The organism is Nocardioides eburneiflavus (assembly GCF_004785795.1).
In the GTDB taxonomy this organism is placed as follows: domain Bacteria; phylum Actinomycetota; class Actinomycetes; order Propionibacteriales; family Nocardioidaceae; genus Nocardioides; species Nocardioides eburneiflavus.
This window is the reverse complement of sequence record NZ_SRRO01000001.1, coordinates 3709047-3724707: the sequence shown is the minus strand read 5'-3', so window position 1 is coordinate 3724707 and position 15661 is coordinate 3709047. Positions and strand designations below refer to the sequence as shown.

Genomic DNA, 15661 nt, shown 5'->3' with positions numbered 1-15661 from the left:
TGCCCGGCGCACCGGCACTGCCGTGTCCGGCAACTACGCTCCACCCGTGCAGGATCACCAACCGCAGTCGGTCCGCGTCGAGCGCAGGGCCGTCTCCGAGCAGGAGTCGCGCCTGGCCAACGGCCCCGACTGGGACCGCTACGCCGACGAGTACCAGGCCACCCACGGCGCCTTCCTCGGAGACTCCGGGTTCGTCTGGGGTCCGGAGGGCCACACGGAGGACGAGCTGCGCGTCCTCGGCGACGTCGAGGGGCTCGACGTCCTCGAGGTGGGCAGCGGAGCCGGTCAGTGCTCACGGTGGGTACGCACCCACGGCGGGCGCGGATACGGCCTCGACCTCTCGCACCGCCAGCTCCAGCACTCGCTGCGGCTCGACGGGGAGACGGGGGTGGCGGTCCCGTCCGTACGCGCGACAGCGACCGCGCTCCCCTTCGTCGCATCTGCCTTCGACGTCGTCTTCTGCTCCTTCGGCGCGCTGCAGTTCATCAGTGACATCGACGTGGCGGTCGCCGAGGTCGCGCGGGTGCTGCGCCCGGGAGGGCGCTTCGCGTTCTCCATCACCCACCCCACTCGATGGATGTTCCCCGACGACCCCGGCGAGGCGGGTCTCACCGCGACCCAGTCCTACTGGGACCGAACGCCCTACGTCGAGATCGACGACGCGACGGGAGTCGTGTCCTACGTCGAGCACCACCGCACCCTCGGCGACTGGGTACGCCTCCTCGCGAGCCACGGCTTCCGGCTGACCGACCTCGTCGAGCCCGAGTGGCCCGAGGGGCACGACCGCGTCTGGGGCGGGTGGTCGCGCGTCCGGGGGCGGCTGACCCCGGGGACGGCGATCTTCGTCGCGGAGCTCGTCCGATGACCGCTACCGGCTCCTGCGCCGTGCCCAGCCGGCCAGCAGCGATGCCGGGTTGAACAGGGCCCACGCCCGGCGGCGTACGTCGGTCTCCGCCAGCAGCTGTCGGCGCAGGCGCTGGCACTCCTCCCAGAACTCACGACCGTCCTCGGCGGGTCCGGCCTGCGGTGCGAACACGGCAGCGTCTGCTTGTCGGACCAGGTCGACCCCGGCGCCCAGGGCGGTCGCCTGCGCGAGGCGGCCCCACCCCTCCGGCACCGGGGTGCCGCGGTCGCGGGCGGCATCGAGGACCTCCTGCCACCCGTTGACGTAGACCCCCGACCAGCCCCCCGCCGTCCTGCGGCGTCGACGGCGGGCGAGCTTGACCCCGGGCACGGCGAGCCCGGCCAGCAGCGCGGCGCCGGCCAGCGCCGCGGCCGCGAGACCGATCACCTCCCACGGGTCGGCCTCCTCCTCGATGACGGCATCCGGCGACAGCTCGATGTCCGCCCCCTTCGGGATCTTGACCCTGACCTCGTCGTCGTCGAGGTCGAGTGCGCCCGCCACCCACGCGGAGGCACCGGCCACCGCGTCGGGCTGCTCCTCGGCGTGCCGGTGCACGCCTGTGTAGCGCTCCGGGGCGAGCGCCCGCCAGCTCCCGTCCGAGAGCTGCAGCTCGACCCACGAGAACACGTCGGTCTCCCTGACGATGCCGCGCGGGCCGATCCGAGCCCCGACGACCACCCGCCCCGGCACCCCCAGCCGGGATGCGCCCAGGGCTGTCACGGCGGAGTACTGGAAGGGCGTGGCGGTCATCCGCTCGGCGCCCAGGAGCCGCAACCCGAGGTCGATGGGATCCTGTGACGAGGGCCCCGACAGTCGCACCGCACCGTTCTGCCGGAGGTAGCGCGCGAGCAGCAGGACGCGCTGCACCGGTGTGAGCTCCGCTCGGTCGAACGCCGTCAGGAACTGGTCGAGGAAGGCGCCGTCCGGCTGACGCTGCTCCGAAGTGGCCGCCATCGCCGGGTCCCTGCGGGAGATGTCGTCCGGCGGGAGCACCGCGGTGAACGTGTAGTCGTCGCGCGGGTCGACACCTCCGACGACGACAGCGCTGGACGTGGCCTGGTTGTAGCGGACGTCCTTCAGCTGGGTGCGACCGTCCCGGTAGTCGAGGTCGATGCTGGTCAGGTCTCCGATCATCGGCAGCCAGGCGCTCGAGTAGGCGGGCCGGATCCGGACCCGGACAGTCGTCTCCGGACCGGGGCGTAGAGGCTCGACCGTCCGGCCGAGACGTCGGAACGTGCCCACCGCGCCTGCTCCGGGAGACTGCTCGGCCGGCACCCAGGCTTCTCCGTCGTAGAGGTCGAGGGCACCGAACCGCATCCGGGCACCGATCGGGGCGCCGGTGACGCGGAACAGCTCCTGACGACCGCCGGTCGATGGCACCATCGAGCCGGCACCTCGCGTCGCCACCTGCTCGTCAGCCGCCGGGTCGAGCCGCTTCCGGTCCGTCTGGTCGTTGTCCGGGACCAGCACCGTCACGACCGCCGCGACCCCGACCACGACCACGATGGCAGCCAGCGTGCCCACCAGGCCGGACCGCTGACCCCCGGCGAGCGACTCGGCCCGGCGAGCCCGGGCGGTCGCCCAGGTCACCAACGCCGCCGCCAGGACGACTCCGCGCAGGATGTAGTGGTCGGGCACCAGCACCGCCACCGGGATCGTCGCTCCCAACGCCGCCACCAGGGGGATGGCCGGCGCGATCGGTCGGTTCGTCGCGAGTGCGAGCCAGGCCGCCGGCACGGCCGCGGCGAAGCCGATCGCGTACGGCAGGAGCATGATCGTCCCCGACGCCTCCACCGGGGGCAACGTGCTCACGAACAAGCGGGGCGCCACGATCGTGTCCCCCAGCACCTGGTTCATGGTCTCGAAGGTCGGCACTGCCCAGGGACCGGGCTGGCGCAGCGCGGCGATGGCGCCGACCGGTGCGTAGGCGAGCAGGGCGACGAGCGTGTAGATCCACACGCCCTCCTGCCAGCGCCGCAGGCCCCAGGCGACCGCGAGCAGCAGGACCACCGGCACGAGGCCGGCGACGAGGTAGTCGCGCGACCAGAAGCTCTCGTCGAGGAGGGTCAGCACGCCAGCGATCGCCCCCAGGACGACCAGGGCATCGATGACTCCCTCCCGGGTGCCCTTCTCGTTCATCGCAGCCCCCGCTCGAAGAGCTCTCGCAGGTGCGACAGGTCGGGCACCATGAGCTCACGGACGCGAGGGGTGTCGGAGAGCCGCGCCCCGCTCGCGCTGTCCGCGCGCACCACGAGCCAGTCGGCGCCCTGGCCGAAGCGCCGGGCGACGGCGTCGAGCTCGACGACGTCGCGCCTGGCACCGGTCACCTGGACGACCAGCCCGGTCCCGGTGACCGCGGCTGCCGCGTCCGCCGACTGGGCGAGGTAGTCGTCCGTGCTGTGAGCGACGAAGCGACACGCGATGTCGGTCATCGCCGACGCCCCACGCCCGTGGGCTGCGTGCGGCCCACAGCGCAGGTAGGTGTCGAAGTCGTCGCGCACCGATCGGAGCGCGATGGAGGCACCCACCGACACGGCGAGCTCGAAGTCACGGGCACGGCTGTAGGAGGACAGGCACCCGTCCACGAGGATCGTGACGCGGCCGCGCCGGGTCTCGTGGTACTGGCGCACCAGCAGCTCGCCCGCCTTGGCCGACGAGCGCCAGTGGACGTGTCGCAGGTCGTCACCCGGGACGTACTCGCGCAGGGCGTGGAATGCCAGGTCACTCATGGAGAGCTGCTGGCTGGTCGCACCGTCGAGATCGTTGGTGAGGCCTCCCGCGAACAGGGACAGGTCCGTGACCTGCGGCGCGACGAGCACCTCCAGGGAGGCGCCCATGTCGAATCGTCGCGACACCATCCCCACGGGGTCGGACTTCTCGTAGGACACCGGGCCCACGACGTGCACCCCGCGGGGCAGTGGCGGGAGCGGGAACGACGTGGCGTGCTGGGCGAACGGTCCGAGGAACGGCATCCGGACGCTGACGTCGCGGCGCCCGACCGGGAGCGAGAGCTTGGGGAAGAGCATCGGCGCAGCGCCGGCTTGCACGTGCAGGGTCGCGGTCGCCGTACGGCCTCCCTCGACCAGCCGCCTGGGACGCAGCGCGAGCTCGGCCGTCGGCGTGCCGGGCAGCACCTGCCAGGCAAGACCGACGAGGAGCAGTCCCAGCGCGATCGCTCCGAGCTGGAGGAACTCGTGCCAGTTGAGCCACACGCCGACACCCGTCGCGGCCGCGCCCAGGACCAGGACGCTGCGGCCCAGCGGCGTCAGGGCCTGCGGGAGCAACCCGGCCAGCCGGCGCAGTCGCGCGCGGACCGACGTCGGGCGTCGCGAGGTCACGCCCGGTCGCGAGGCACCGGGACCTGCGCCAGCAGGTCGTGGATGACCGCCTCGGGGGTGACCTCGCCGAACGCAGCGCCCGGGACGAGGAGGATCCGGTGTCCCAGCACCGGCTGGGCGAGCACCGCGACGTCCTCCGGGACGACGTGTCCGCGACCGTCGGCCAGCGCCCACGCCTTCGCCGCCCTCATCCAGGCCAGCGCACCGCGGGTCGACAGGCCGAGGCGCACGTCCGGGACGTCGCGGGACGCCTCGGTCAGCTGACGTACGTAGCGGATGATGGCGGGGTCGACGTGGACCATGTCGGCGAGCTGGCTCATCTGGCTGATCTCGGCCGCACCGATCACCGGGGTCAGGCCGGCGGCGCGGTCGCGGACCCGGGACTCGGCGAGCAGGGCCTCGGTCGACCCGGCGTCCGGGTGCCCGACGCTGGTGCGCATGAGGAAGCGGTCGAGCTGCGCCTCCGGCAGCTGGTAGGTGCCGGCCTGCTCGATGGGATTCTGGGTCGCGATCACCATGAACGGACGGCCGACGTCGTGTGCCTGGCCGTCGACGGTGACGTGGCCCTCCTCCATCACCTCGAGCAGCGCCGACTGCGTCTTGGGCGAGGCGCGGTTGATCTCGTCGGCGAGCACCACGCTGTGGAAGATCGGACCGGCGTGGAAGGAGAACTCGCCGTGTGCCTGGTCGTAGACGGTGACACCAGTGACGTCGGAGGGCAGCAGGTCGGGCGTGAACTGGATCCGTGCGAACGAGCAGTCCAGCGACTTCGCGAGGGCCCGGGCCAGCATCGTCTTCCCGGTGCCGGGCAGGTCCTCCAGGAGGAGGTGGCCGCCGGAGACCAGGCAGGTCAGCGCGAGGCGTACGACGTGGCTCTTGCCGAGCACGGCCGACTCGACGTTGTGCACCACGCGTTCGAAGGAGTCGGAGTACCACCGCACGTCGTCGCGGTGAACGGTCGCAAGGTCAGGCATGCGCTGGACGAGCTACCTCTCCTGGTCAGTGCTCGTGGATGCCGAGCGGCGGTGGTTGGCGGACAACGTAGCCCGATCGATCGCGGGATGCAGCACGTCAGTCGGCACCATCGCCACCGCCGTCGTCCCTCGGGCCTGGGGTGGACCGACCCCGGTGGCCGCCCCTGACCTCGGCGTCTGCCTCAGCCACGGCCCGGCGCCACAGCTCGACCACTCCGGACAGGCTGATCGGCCGGTCCGGGATCCGGATGCGCCCGGCGACCGCCAGGGCCACCCGGGTGATGATCGTGACGACGATGACGAGCACCGTGACCCGCAGCACCCAGTTCATCTCGTCGCGTCGCCCGATGACGACGGCCGCCGGTGTCACGCAGGCGACCAACGGTGCCCAGACGACCGCCAGTGACGCGACCTGCCGCGAGCCGGCCAGGCCCCCGAGGAGCGAGTCACCGGGGCGGGCACCGAGGTCGAGCAGGGCCACCCCCGCGAACAGCGCCGCAGCGGGCAGCTGCAGCACGAGGTGCTGGTCGGTCGAGACGAACCCCGAGGACAGGACCACGCCGACCAGCGACACCAGGGCACCAGCGGACGGACCGACGTCGCGCCCGAGAGCGACGAGGCACCCGGCGACCACGCCGACGAAGAACGCGTCGGACCGGGCGAACGTGTCGAGCAGGAGGACGTACGGGTCCTGCAGGTCCAGCACCCGCACGCGGAGGCCGGCGACGACGACCGCGGCCACCGCCGCCGCGACGGCGAGGACGACGCGGTTCCAGCGACGCGGAAGCGCGACGAGGACGACGGCCAGGAGCGTCACCAGCTGCGCGGCGATGCTCAGCAGGGCGAGCCCGAGCAGCTCGGCCGGCACTTCGAGCATGTGGCCGCTCAGCCAGAGGTTCCAGCGGAAGGTGAGGACGGTCGACCACATCTCGCCGGTCAGGTTCGTCGCTGGTGCCAGCGAGTCGACCGCCCGTGCCAGCGCGACCACGACCAGGACGACGAGCTGGAGGAGCCACAGCAGCGCGAGGACCTTGAGCAGGACGAACACCGTGGCGGTGCGCCCCACCTCGCGTGCGCGCAGCATGCCGGTGGTCGTCACGTGGGCGAGAGCGGCGAGGACGAGCGTCCCGCCCACCGCGCTGCTGTGGAACAGGGCGTCGAGCGGCACGATCCACGCGAGTCGGTCGGCCTCGACGACACGCGGGACCTCCCCGAGGGCGATGAGGACCGCGCCGAGGGCCAGGACCAGGCGCGCCACCGGAGTGCTCGCGGACGTCATCCCTGACCACCTGCCGGACGGGTCGCCTGGCTGCGGAACAACGGGTGCTGCGCGAGGAGCCGTCGCGTGGGGTGCTCCAGGAGTCGCTCGAGGACGACCACGAGGACTCCGAGCACGACGACGGACGCCGCCGCCCCCACCCACCACGGCCGGTCACCGAGGTGTCGGGCTGCCACGAAGAAGACAGGGAGGTGCCAGAAGTAGATGGTCAGCGAGTTGCGGCCCAGCCAGGTGAGGGGATGGACGGCGAGCGCCCTCGACACGAGCGAAGGCCGCTCCTGCAACCAGATGGCGACGACCAGCACGCCGATGAAGAACTGGTAGACGAGGGACCACGGCCCGAGGTAGGACAGCGGCGGCAGCTCCTGGATCGCGAGCTGGCACGCGACCACGCCGGCGGCGCCGACCGCGAGGGGCGCCGACCACCGACGCACGCGCGCCAGGACGGGAAGGACGAGGGCGAGCAGCACACCCCAGAACAGTCCGTCCGAACGCGTCGTGGTGAGGATGGAGGCCAGCACCCAGCCCCGCTCGTCCGTCACCTCGACCCGATGGACGTACACCGCGACGATGAGCGCGGCGAGGACCAGCGCCCCTAGCGCCCGCCGACGCGCGAAGGCGAGGATGAAGAGCGGCAGGACGAGATAGCACTGCTGCTGCACCGACAGGTACCAGAGGTGGCCGACGTCCGCCCGCGGCGGCACCGCGTGGTCGAGCGGCAGCAGGTTGAGCGTGAAGCTCAGCATGTGCGCGAGGTTCTGCACGAGTCCCTGCAACGTCCCCGGGGCCGTGGGGTCGAGGAGCTGGACGGCGACGAGTGCGACTGCGAGGAGCACCAGCTGGCCGCCGAGGCGCACCAGCCGACGCAGCAGGAAGCGGGCTGGGTCCATTCCGCCACGCTCGTGCTCGCGGAGCAGGCCGAGGGCGACGATGAACGCCCCGACGACGAAGAAGATGATGACCGCACCCCCGCCCAGGAGCCCCCGCAGGACCGGGATCCCGTACGGCCCCTCCTCGCCGGCGGTCAGCGTGGGCCACAGGACCGAGCCGGCGTGCCCGAGCACGACGAGCACGATCGCGAGACCGCGCAGGCCGTCCAGTGCGGAGTTCCGCCCCGGTCGCGCGCCCCCGGGACGCGTCGAACGGGCCGGCTCCGCGGTGTGCGGAACCGGCCCGTCGACGAGCGGGTGCTGCTCAGGCAGGACTGTTGCTCCTTCGGCGGAACGACAGGACCAGCAGCACGAGCCCGATGATCAGGGCGGGGATGCCGGCGGCGTAGCCGATGATCGGCACAGTTCCGGTCAGCAGGTCGAGGCTGGCCGCGTTGCTCTTGGAGTCCTCGACGTTGGCCGCCACCTGCTCGTCGGTGAAGGCGAGGTCGAGGACGATGGCGGGGTTGCCGTCGGCGTCCATGCGCTGCTGGCTGTCGACCTGGTCGATGATGCTGCCCGTCGTCGGCTCGATGAAGAGCTCCTTCTCGGCGTCGAGGGTGCCCGGGACGCCGGCCGACAGCTCGATCGGGGTGCCCGACTGCTCCACGCGGTAGACGTAGACCTCGAGGCCGTCGATCGACTCGCTGCGGTCGTAGACGGCGTCGAGGGCCTCACCGGCGAGACCGTCCCAGTAGGGGTACGTCTTCTTCTCCGCACCGAACGGCCACTTGTTGACCAGACCGGTCTTCTCCTCCGCGCTCGGCGGGAGGTACTGCGGGTCGTTGACCGCCATGGCCGTCACACGGTCGGTGGCGAAGTTGTCGGTGCTGGCCGAGACCAGGCGGTCCTGCGGGTCGTCGGCCGACACGCACGTGTCGATGTCGCCCTCGTCCTTGACCAGGCAGCTCGAGTTGGCGAAGACCACGACGCCGTCGTCCGACCGCTCGGAGTCGGCCTTGGTGACGCTGAAGGCCTTGACGGGGGACTCCTCGAGGCCACCGCTGCCGTCCGACAGCTGCACGGTGCCCGACAGCAGCGTGGTGCTGTCGACGTCGAGCGGCGTCTTCTCCAGCCGGGGCTCGGCGTAGAACTGGGCCAGCACTCCCACCGTGATCAGGAACGCTCCGAGGAGCGCAAGGACCGACCCGACTATTCGCTGCACGACAAGCCCTCCCAGGGTGCCATCGACAAGATCGGGGGAACTGTAGCAGCGAGTTGACCGGTGAGTAACGTAGTTGGGAGACGGAGGCCACACCGGCGCGTCGGGCTAGAGTTCCGCCCATGTCAGACCGTCCCCACACCGTCGTGCGAGACCGCGTCCAGGTCTTCGACGGACTGCGCGGCATCGCCATCCTGCTGGTGATGCTGTCGCACACCTCGTGGCTCACCTGGCCGCACGTGCGCGGCGAGGGCAACATCGTCACGCGGGCGCTGCTGGAGAACGGCAACTTCGCGGTGTCGATCTTCTTCGTGATCGGCGCGTTCCTCTACACGCGCGGCCTGCTCAACCGCGCCGCCTCGCCCCAGGGCCTGCACCCCGGGGTCCACCTGGTGCGACGCGTCCTGCGTCTCACCCCCGCCGTGCTGGTCCTGCTCGGCGTGCTCGCCTGCGTGGCCGCCCTAGAGCCGACCCCCACCTACGACGGCCTCAGGCTGGGCGAGTCGGCGCAGTCCATCCTGACCTACACCTGGAACTGGTACGTCAAGGACAACCCGCTCGTCGCGCGTCCCGACCTCGGCCACCTGTGGTACCTGTCGGTCGACATGCAGGTCTTCCTGCTGGTGCTGCTGCTCGTGTGGTTGCTGCACAAGAAGCCCTGGGCGCTGATCGGCACCTTGTCGCTGATCCTGCTCATGGTGTTCGCCTGGCGCACCCACGTCTACCAGACCGAGGGCCTCTACCAGGCCCTGCTGCGCACCAACGCGCGCATGGACGCACCGCTGTCGGGGGCCCTGGCGGCCTGCCTGGTGCCGTACGCCCGGCGGTTCGCGAGGTGGGCGCCGACGGCCGCCGTCGGCTCGCTCGTGGCCCTGGCAGCGCTGTCGCTCGCGACCGTGGACGACGTCCAGTTCTTCCGGCTGCCCGGCGACCTCGTCGACGTCGCCCTCGCGGTGTTCGTCGTCGCCTGCACGATCGCACCGGTGTCGGCGCGCCTGACCGGCATCCTCGGGTTCGCGCCGCTCGCGATGCTCGGGCGCCGGTCCCTGAGCCTCTACATCTGGCACTTCCCCATCTACATGTACCTCTACCACCACACCGAGTCGTGGAGCTACCAGCTGCGCACGGCCGTCGCGCTCGCACTGACGGTGACGATCGCGGTGGTCAACGACCGCACGGTCGAGCACTGGGTCGGCCGCACGCTGGTCGATCCGCGGTGGAGCCGGCTCGACCGCGGGATCCCGACCTACCTCGGCGCCCTCGCGTCAGCGACGGTGCGCGGCGTGGCCGGGCGCCACCCCGGCACGACGACGGCCACCGAGCAGCCCACGCCCGAGGGTGCGAGCACCCTGACGGTCAACGACGACGCAGCCGGTCGATCCGCGACAGCACCCGCTGGACAGCCTCGTCGGACACGCCCAGACGACGCTTGACGCGGTCGTACACGTCGAGCGCACGACGGTCGGCCCACACCGCGGCCTTCTTGCCGACGCTCTCGTCGGGCCGGGCCTGGTAGTTGGTGGAGCGCCGGACGGCCTTCTCCTCCTCGGTGAAGTAGTAGAGGGCCATCGAGCGCCGCGCGACGTCGTCGGGGCAGGTCAACGGGTCGGGGTGGCCGTGGAAGCTGTCGAAGGTCGTGGTGAACACGAGCATCCGGTTGCCGGCGGGGGTGACCTTCGCCTGGCAGGCCGTCATCGCGGGATCCCACAGCTCGAGCTGGCCGCCCCAGGCAGCGCTGTCCCACTCCTCGTTCAGGTACAGCAGGATGTTGACGCGCCGGGCCCAGTTCTCGTGGTCGTGGTGGGTCGTGAAGTCCGCGTGGATGTTGAGGTGGCCGCCACGCAGCGTCTGGTGCAGCCCGCCGCCGTCCATCGTCCAGTCGGGCATGAGCCCCTCGATGCCCGTGAGCCGCCCCAGGAACTCGACGAACGCGGGCGAGCAGAACTCCTCCGCAACCGCCCGCAGGGTCGGGCCCCAGGAGTCGGGCTGGGTGTTGGAGTACTTCGTCTCGTTGACGTGGAGGTACCCCTTCCAGAACTCGTCCCGGATGCCCGGGAACTCTGCCGCGGCCCGGGCGAAGACCTCCGGGTGCAGCACGTCGTCGAGGACGATGTGGGGGAACGGCTGTCCCGCGCGGTAGGTGGTGGCGAGGTCGTCCACGCCCTCCATCAGCCGCGGCAGGTTCACGTGCGCGAGTGCTTCCATGCGCGCATCCAACCACGGTGTCGGCAAGAACGCAGGCGAAGGCTGCCGAGCCGGTTACACTGCTCGCCGCAGACAAGTTACTGGAGGGTCATGTCCGCGCCAGCGCCCCGCACGCCCGTCGCCGCACCCCGGATCGGAGTCCTCGTCGTCGCCTACAACGCGTCGTCGACGCTGGTGTCGACCCTCGAGAGGCTGCCCGAGTCCTTCCGCCGCAGCGTCGACCACATCCTCGTCAGTGACGACTGCAGCCAGGACGACACCTACGAGGTGGGCCTCCGCTTCGCCAACGGCTCCACGCTCCCGATGACGGTCATCCGCCACGAGCAGAACCTCGGCTACGGCGGCAACCAGAAGGCCGGCTACGAGTGGGCGATCTCGCACGGGCTCGACGTCGTGGTCCTGCTGCACGGGGACGGCCAGTACGCCCCCGAGTGCATCGAGGACCTGGTCACGCCGCTCGTCGCCGGCGAGGCCGACGCGGTCTTCGGCTCCCGGATGATGATCAAGGGCGGCGCCCGCGCGGGGGGCATGCCGCTCTACAAGTACGCCGGCAACCGGATCCTCACGCGGTTCCAGAACTCGTTGGCGGGCCTCGAGCTGTCCGAGTGGCACAGCGGCTACCGCGCCTACCGCGTCGAGGCGTTGAAGGCGCTCGACCTCGACTCCTTCACCAACGACTTCGACTTCGACACCGAGATCATCCTCGGCCTGCACTCGCAGGGGATGCGCATCGCCGAGGTCCCGATCCCGACCTACTACGGCGACGAGATCTGCTACGTCAACGGACTCGCCTACGCCGCCAACGTCGCCAAGGACGTCGTGCGGTTCCGGGCGCGCCGGATGGGGTTCGGCGACGGCGCCGCGGCTGACGAGGCGTACGACCTGAAGCCCTCCCCCCACTCCTCGCACGGTGTCCTGCTGACGTGGCTCGAGGCGCGCGAGCCGGGCAAGGTCCTCGACGTCGGCTGCTCCGACGGCGGCTTCGCACAGCTCACCCGACGCCAGGGCCACCACGTCACGGGCGTCGACCTCGTCGAGCACGAGGGGGTCGCCCTCCGGCTGGACGCCTTCCACGCCGCCGACCTCAACGCGGGTCTGCCCGCGGACCTGCCGAGCCAGTTCGACGTGGTGGTGGCCGGCGACGTGCTGGAACACGTGATCGACCCGCTCTCCCTCCTCCAGGAGCTGCGCGACCGGCTGGCACCCGACGGCGAGGTGCTCGTCTCGATCCCCAACTTCGGGCACTGGTACCCCCGCGGCCGTGTCGCTGTTGGACGGTTCGACTACGACCAGCGCGGACCGCTCGACCAGGGACACGTACGGTTCTTCACCCGTCGCAGCTTCGAGAAGCTCGTGGAGCGGGCAGGCATGCGCATCGTCGAGCGGGTGACGGTCGGCTCCCCCGTCGACGTCCTCGAGCGTGGCGGCGCCTCACCGCGGGTGCAGCGCGTCGCCGAGGGCGTGGGAGCGGCGGACCGTGCCGCGACACGTGTGTGGCCGACACTGTTCGGCTACCAGTTCCTCTATCGACTGGAGCGTGCTTGACCGCCCGGTCCGACCGCCTCCCCCGCATCGTCTCCAGCGCGGCGGCCCTCCTGGTCGGGGTGGTCGCGCAGGTGGGAGCGCTCCTGAACTGGTCGACCTCGCTCGACCGCACCGCGAACCCGCTCGGCTACGCCTCGAACTTCTTCGACTTCCAGGCGCGCGCCTTCATGGACGGCCACCTCTGGGTCCCGACGGGCTCGCTGGGCATCGAGGCGTTCCAGGTCGACGGCCGCGAGTACATGTACTTCGGCCCGTTCCCGGCACTCCTGCGCATCCCCGTCCTGTGGACCACCTCGGAGTTCGACGGCCGCCTGACGGTCGCGTCGATGCTCCTCGCCTACGTCGTGTTCGCCACCATGACGACGCGGCTGCTCTGGCTCGTGCGCGACCTCGTGCGGGGACGGGACGAGGCCGTGACCACGCGAGAGGCCGCGGTCCTGGGCGTGGTGCTCGCCCTCTGCCTGGGTGGGACCTCCCTGACCTTCAACGCATCCCTGCCGTGGGTCTACCACGAGGTGTACGCGTGGGCCGTCGCGCTGGCGGTCGGCTGCGCCTACTGGATGGTGCGGGTGCAGCTGGACCCCACCCGCTGGACCATCGGCTGGCTCCTGGCCCTCGACCTCGCGCTCGTCCTCACCCGCACGCCGGGTGGGTTCGCCGTCTGCCTGGGCACCCTGGCCATCGGAGCCTGGTGGCTCTCGGGGCGGGGCCGCCGCTCGGCCCGCCGCGTCGGTGCCGCGATCGTCGCCGGAGGCGTCGCGTGCCTGGCGGCCGGGATCGCGCTCAACATGGCCAAGTTCGGCCACCCCTTCCTGTTCCCCCTGCAGGACCAGGTCTGGACCGAGCTCAACGACCACCGCCGGGAGGCGCTCGCCGTCAACGGCGGGACCATCACCGGCACCCAGTTCTTCCTCACCGCCCTGGTGACCTACTTCCGCCTGGACGGCATCAGGTTCGTCGACTACTTCCCGTGGGTGACCTTCCCCGCGGAGCCGGCACGCGCCGTCGGGTCGGCCTTCATCGACCAGAGCTATCGCACCGGGTCGGTGACCGCGTTCATGCCGCTCCTCCTGGTCATGGCGCTGTGCAGCATCCCCTGGCTGCTCCGCACGTCTGCCCGTCCGCGGACGTCCGCGCTGTGGATCCCGGTCGTGTCGATGGTGCTCGTCACGGCCGCGGTCATGAACTACGGCTACTTCGCCTACCGCTACACCGGGGACATCGTCCCGGCGCTGGTCGTCGGCACGATCGTGACCGGCGTCCTGCTCGCGAGAGCGCTGCAGCGCGCGCCCGCCTGGGCGGCCACCGCGTCGGTCACCGTCCTGGCACTCGGCGCGGCCTACTCCACCGGAGCGCACCTCCTCGTCGGCTTCCAGACGGCGGCGTTCACCTCGCCGGGGCCCGTGCTCGCGCGCTACCTCGCCACGCAGGAGCGCATCAGCCCGGGCGCCCAGGTCCGGCTGACCACGCTCAGCGACGACCCGCCCGCGGCGCGGGCGACGCCCGACACGATCCACGTCGAAGGAGACTGTGACGCGCTCTACGTCGAGACCGGTGAGGACGCCGACCGGTGGCAGATGGCGGAGCGTCGCAGCGTCGTCGTCGCAGCCCGCCTCGAGCCGGACTTCACCGCCTCCAACTCGATCATCGTCACCATCGGCACCGACCCGAGGCGCTGGGTCCGCCTGCAGACCAACAACGACGGGCAGGCGCGCGTGATCCTGCAGCACGAGGAGGACCCGTGGTACGGACCGTGGTTCGACGTGCTGCCCCCCTACGAGGTCCGCATCGGCGTGCGCGACCTCCCCGAGTGGGGCTACGCCGAGGTGGGGTCCACCCCCGGAGGCTTCGTGGGGTTCACCCGGTCGTTCAGCTGGGACGAGGACTGGGTCCGCGAGCCGATCCCGATCGAGGTGACGCTGGCCGACACCGCACAGCTCGCCGAGCGTGGCATCCACGTCGAGCGCGAGGACGGCGTCACCCCGCCCACGTGCCGGCGCATCCTGGACGACTACTCCGCACATGAGCAGTAGCCCCCTGCCGGCGTGCAGCATCGTCTTCCTCACGTGGCGCGACCAGCAGCACCCGGACGGAGGCGGCTCGGAGGTCTACGTCGAGTCCGTGGCGCGTGAGCTCGCCGCTCGGGGACACCACGTCCAGGTCCGGTGCGCACGTCATCCCGGCAGCGCGGCACGCGAGGTCGTCGACGGGGTGGAGATCGTGCGCCGTGGCGGGCGGTTGACCGTGTACGTCCGGTCGCTGGGCTGGGCACTGACCGCCGGCCGGCGTACGGACGTGGTCGTCGACGTCATCAACGGCCTCCCGTTCATGGCGCGCCTCGCCCGTCGCCGCGGCCTCGTGGCGCTGGTGCACCACGTCCACCGCGAGCAGTGGCACATCATCTATCCCGGTTGGCGCGGACGGCTCGGGTGGTGGATCGAGAGCCGGCTCACCCCAGCCGTCTACCGCGACGTCGTGCACGTCACCGTCTCCGACAGCTCGCGACGCGACCTGGTGGCCCTCGGGGTCGACCCGTCCCTCATCCACGTCGCTCACAACGGCCTCGATCCGCGCCCCGCCGCGCCGGCGAGCCCGTCCCCCCACCGGATCAGCGTGCTCGCCCGCCTCGTCCCGCACAAGCAGATCGACCACGCCTTCCACGTCGTGCGCGAGCTGCAGGACGACGTCCCCGACATCGCCCTCGACGTGATCGGCGACGGCTGGTGGCGAGACGAGCTGGTCGAGGCGGCACGATCCGCAGGGGTCGAGGGGCGGGTGGTGTTCCACGGGCGCGTGAGTGCAGAACGCCGTGACGAGCTCCTCGCGTCGTCGGCGGTCATGCTCCTGCCGTCGGTGAAGGAGGGCTGGGGGCTTGCCGTGATGGAGGCCGCCGCCCAGGGCACGCCGTCGATCGCCTACAGGTCGGCCGGCGGCGTCACGGAGTCGGTGGTCCACCACGAGACCGGGCTGCTCGTCGACTCGCTGGACGACCTCGTCGAGGCGACCGCGATGCTCCTGGCCGACGACGCCGGACGACAGCGGATGTCAGCGTGCGCGCGCCGACGTGCGCAGCAGTTCACCTGGCCCGCCACCGCGTCGGTGGTCGAGCAGGTCATCTCCCTGGTGCGGGATCAGTCGCCGTAGGTGAGCACCGGCTGCGAGGCGGGGTTGGTGGCCGGAGCCTGGGTCTGCGAGTAGACGAGGCCGAACATGGCGAACAGTCCCAGCAGGAATCCGATGAACGGAGCAACCAGCAGCTTGAGCCACAGAGAGGTGTTCTGCACGTCGGAACCCTTCGATACGAGCGATGTCGGCGCGAGCATAC

The 15661-nt window shown here is 71.3% G+C and carries 13 protein-coding genes; 5 read left to right on the top strand and 8 right to left on the bottom strand.

The annotated features are described in order from the left end of the window. The first annotated feature begins 46 nt into the window (after nucleotides 1–46). Nucleotides 47–865 (top strand): class I SAM-dependent methyltransferase, encoded by an 819-nt coding sequence (locus EXE59_RS17430; RefSeq protein WP_135840034.1) that lies wholly within the window; start codon nucleotides 47–49, stop codon nucleotides 863–865. 3 nt (nucleotides 866–868) lie between these two features. On the opposite strand, the gene EXE59_RS17425 is transcribed toward EXE59_RS17430, so the two are convergent. The 6 genes from EXE59_RS17425 to EXE59_RS17400 all read right to left on the bottom strand — a co-directional run bounded on the left by EXE59_RS17425 (nucleotide 869) and on the right by EXE59_RS17400 (nucleotide 8589). Next, nucleotides 869–3043 (bottom strand): transglutaminaseTgpA domain-containing protein, encoded by a 2175-nt coding sequence (locus EXE59_RS17425; protein WP_135840033.1) that lies wholly within the window; start codon nucleotides 3041–3043, stop codon nucleotides 869–871. Further along, a complete protein-coding gene (locus tag EXE59_RS17420; protein ID WP_135840032.1) occupies nucleotides 3040–4242 on the bottom strand; it encodes a DUF58 domain-containing protein in 1203 nt (400 codons plus the stop codon). Before EXE59_RS17420 ends, EXE59_RS17425 begins: the two co-directional genes overlap by 4 nt. After that, nucleotides 4239–5216 carry an AAA family ATPase gene (locus tag EXE59_RS17415; RefSeq protein ID WP_135840031.1) on the bottom strand — a complete coding sequence of 326 codons (978 nt, stop codon included), beginning with the start codon at nucleotides 5214–5216 and terminating at the stop codon, nucleotides 4239–4241. The genes EXE59_RS17420 and EXE59_RS17415 overlap by 4 nt, the downstream gene beginning before the upstream one ends. Before the next feature lie 97 nt (nucleotides 5217–5313). Beyond that, nucleotides 5314–6495: a hypothetical protein gene (locus EXE59_RS17410; protein WP_135840030.1), complete on the bottom strand. Its 1182-nt coding sequence runs from the start codon at nucleotides 6493–6495 to the stop codon at nucleotides 5314–5316. Continuing rightward, nucleotides 6492–7595 (bottom strand): acyltransferase family protein, encoded by a 1104-nt coding sequence (locus EXE59_RS17405; protein ID WP_342777231.1) that lies wholly within the window; start codon nucleotides 7593–7595, stop codon nucleotides 6492–6494. Before EXE59_RS17405 ends, EXE59_RS17410 begins: the two co-directional genes overlap by 4 nt. A 94-nt stretch (nucleotides 7596–7689) precedes the next feature. After that, nucleotides 7690–8589, bottom strand: coding sequence for a PorA family protein (locus EXE59_RS17400; RefSeq protein WP_168218576.1), 900 nt, complete (start codon nucleotides 8587–8589; stop codon nucleotides 7690–7692). A 119-nt stretch (nucleotides 8590–8708) separates the two neighbouring features. Between EXE59_RS17400 and EXE59_RS17395 the strand changes: the two genes are divergently transcribed. Beyond that, entirely contained in the window at nucleotides 8709–10019 is a 1311-nt protein-coding gene (locus tag EXE59_RS17395; protein ID WP_135840027.1) for an acyltransferase family protein, read from the top strand. On the opposite strand, the gene EXE59_RS17390 is transcribed toward EXE59_RS17395, so the two are convergent. Next, the gene (locus EXE59_RS17390; RefSeq protein WP_135840026.1) at nucleotides 9943–10791 is read right to left on the bottom strand and encodes a 2OG-Fe(II) oxygenase; all 849 of its coding nucleotides are present in this window, start codon (nucleotides 10789–10791) and stop codon (nucleotides 9943–9945) included. The two genes, EXE59_RS17395 and EXE59_RS17390, sit on opposite strands and share 77 nt — an antisense overlap. Before the next feature lie 90 nt (nucleotides 10792–10881). Between EXE59_RS17390 and EXE59_RS17385 the strand changes: the two genes are divergently transcribed. From EXE59_RS17385 to EXE59_RS17375, 3 genes are read left to right on the top strand one after another with little or no spacing between them, the layout of a single operon-like run. Further along, a complete protein-coding gene (locus EXE59_RS17385; protein WP_210429055.1) occupies nucleotides 10882–12336 on the top strand; it encodes a bifunctional glycosyltransferase/class I SAM-dependent methyltransferase in 1455 nt (484 codons plus the stop codon). Next, complete coding sequence (locus EXE59_RS17380) at nucleotides 12333–14369, top strand: hypothetical protein (RefSeq protein ID WP_135840025.1); 2037 nt, start codon at nucleotides 12333–12335, stop codon at nucleotides 14367–14369. The genes EXE59_RS17385 and EXE59_RS17380 overlap by 4 nt, the downstream gene beginning before the upstream one ends. Then, complete coding sequence (locus tag EXE59_RS17375; RefSeq protein WP_135840024.1) at nucleotides 14359–15480, top strand: glycosyltransferase family 4 protein; 1122 nt, start codon at nucleotides 14359–14361, stop codon at nucleotides 15478–15480. Before EXE59_RS17380 ends, EXE59_RS17375 begins: the two co-directional genes overlap by 11 nt. Here the strand turns inward: EXE59_RS17375 and EXE59_RS23890 are convergent. Further along, nucleotides 15468–15620 carry a hypothetical protein gene (locus tag EXE59_RS23890; RefSeq protein WP_168218575.1) on the bottom strand — a complete coding sequence of 51 codons (153 nt, stop codon included), beginning with the start codon at nucleotides 15618–15620 and terminating at the stop codon, nucleotides 15468–15470. The genes EXE59_RS17375 and EXE59_RS23890 overlap by 13 nt on opposite strands. Between the last annotated feature and the right edge of the window lie 41 nt (nucleotides 15621–15661).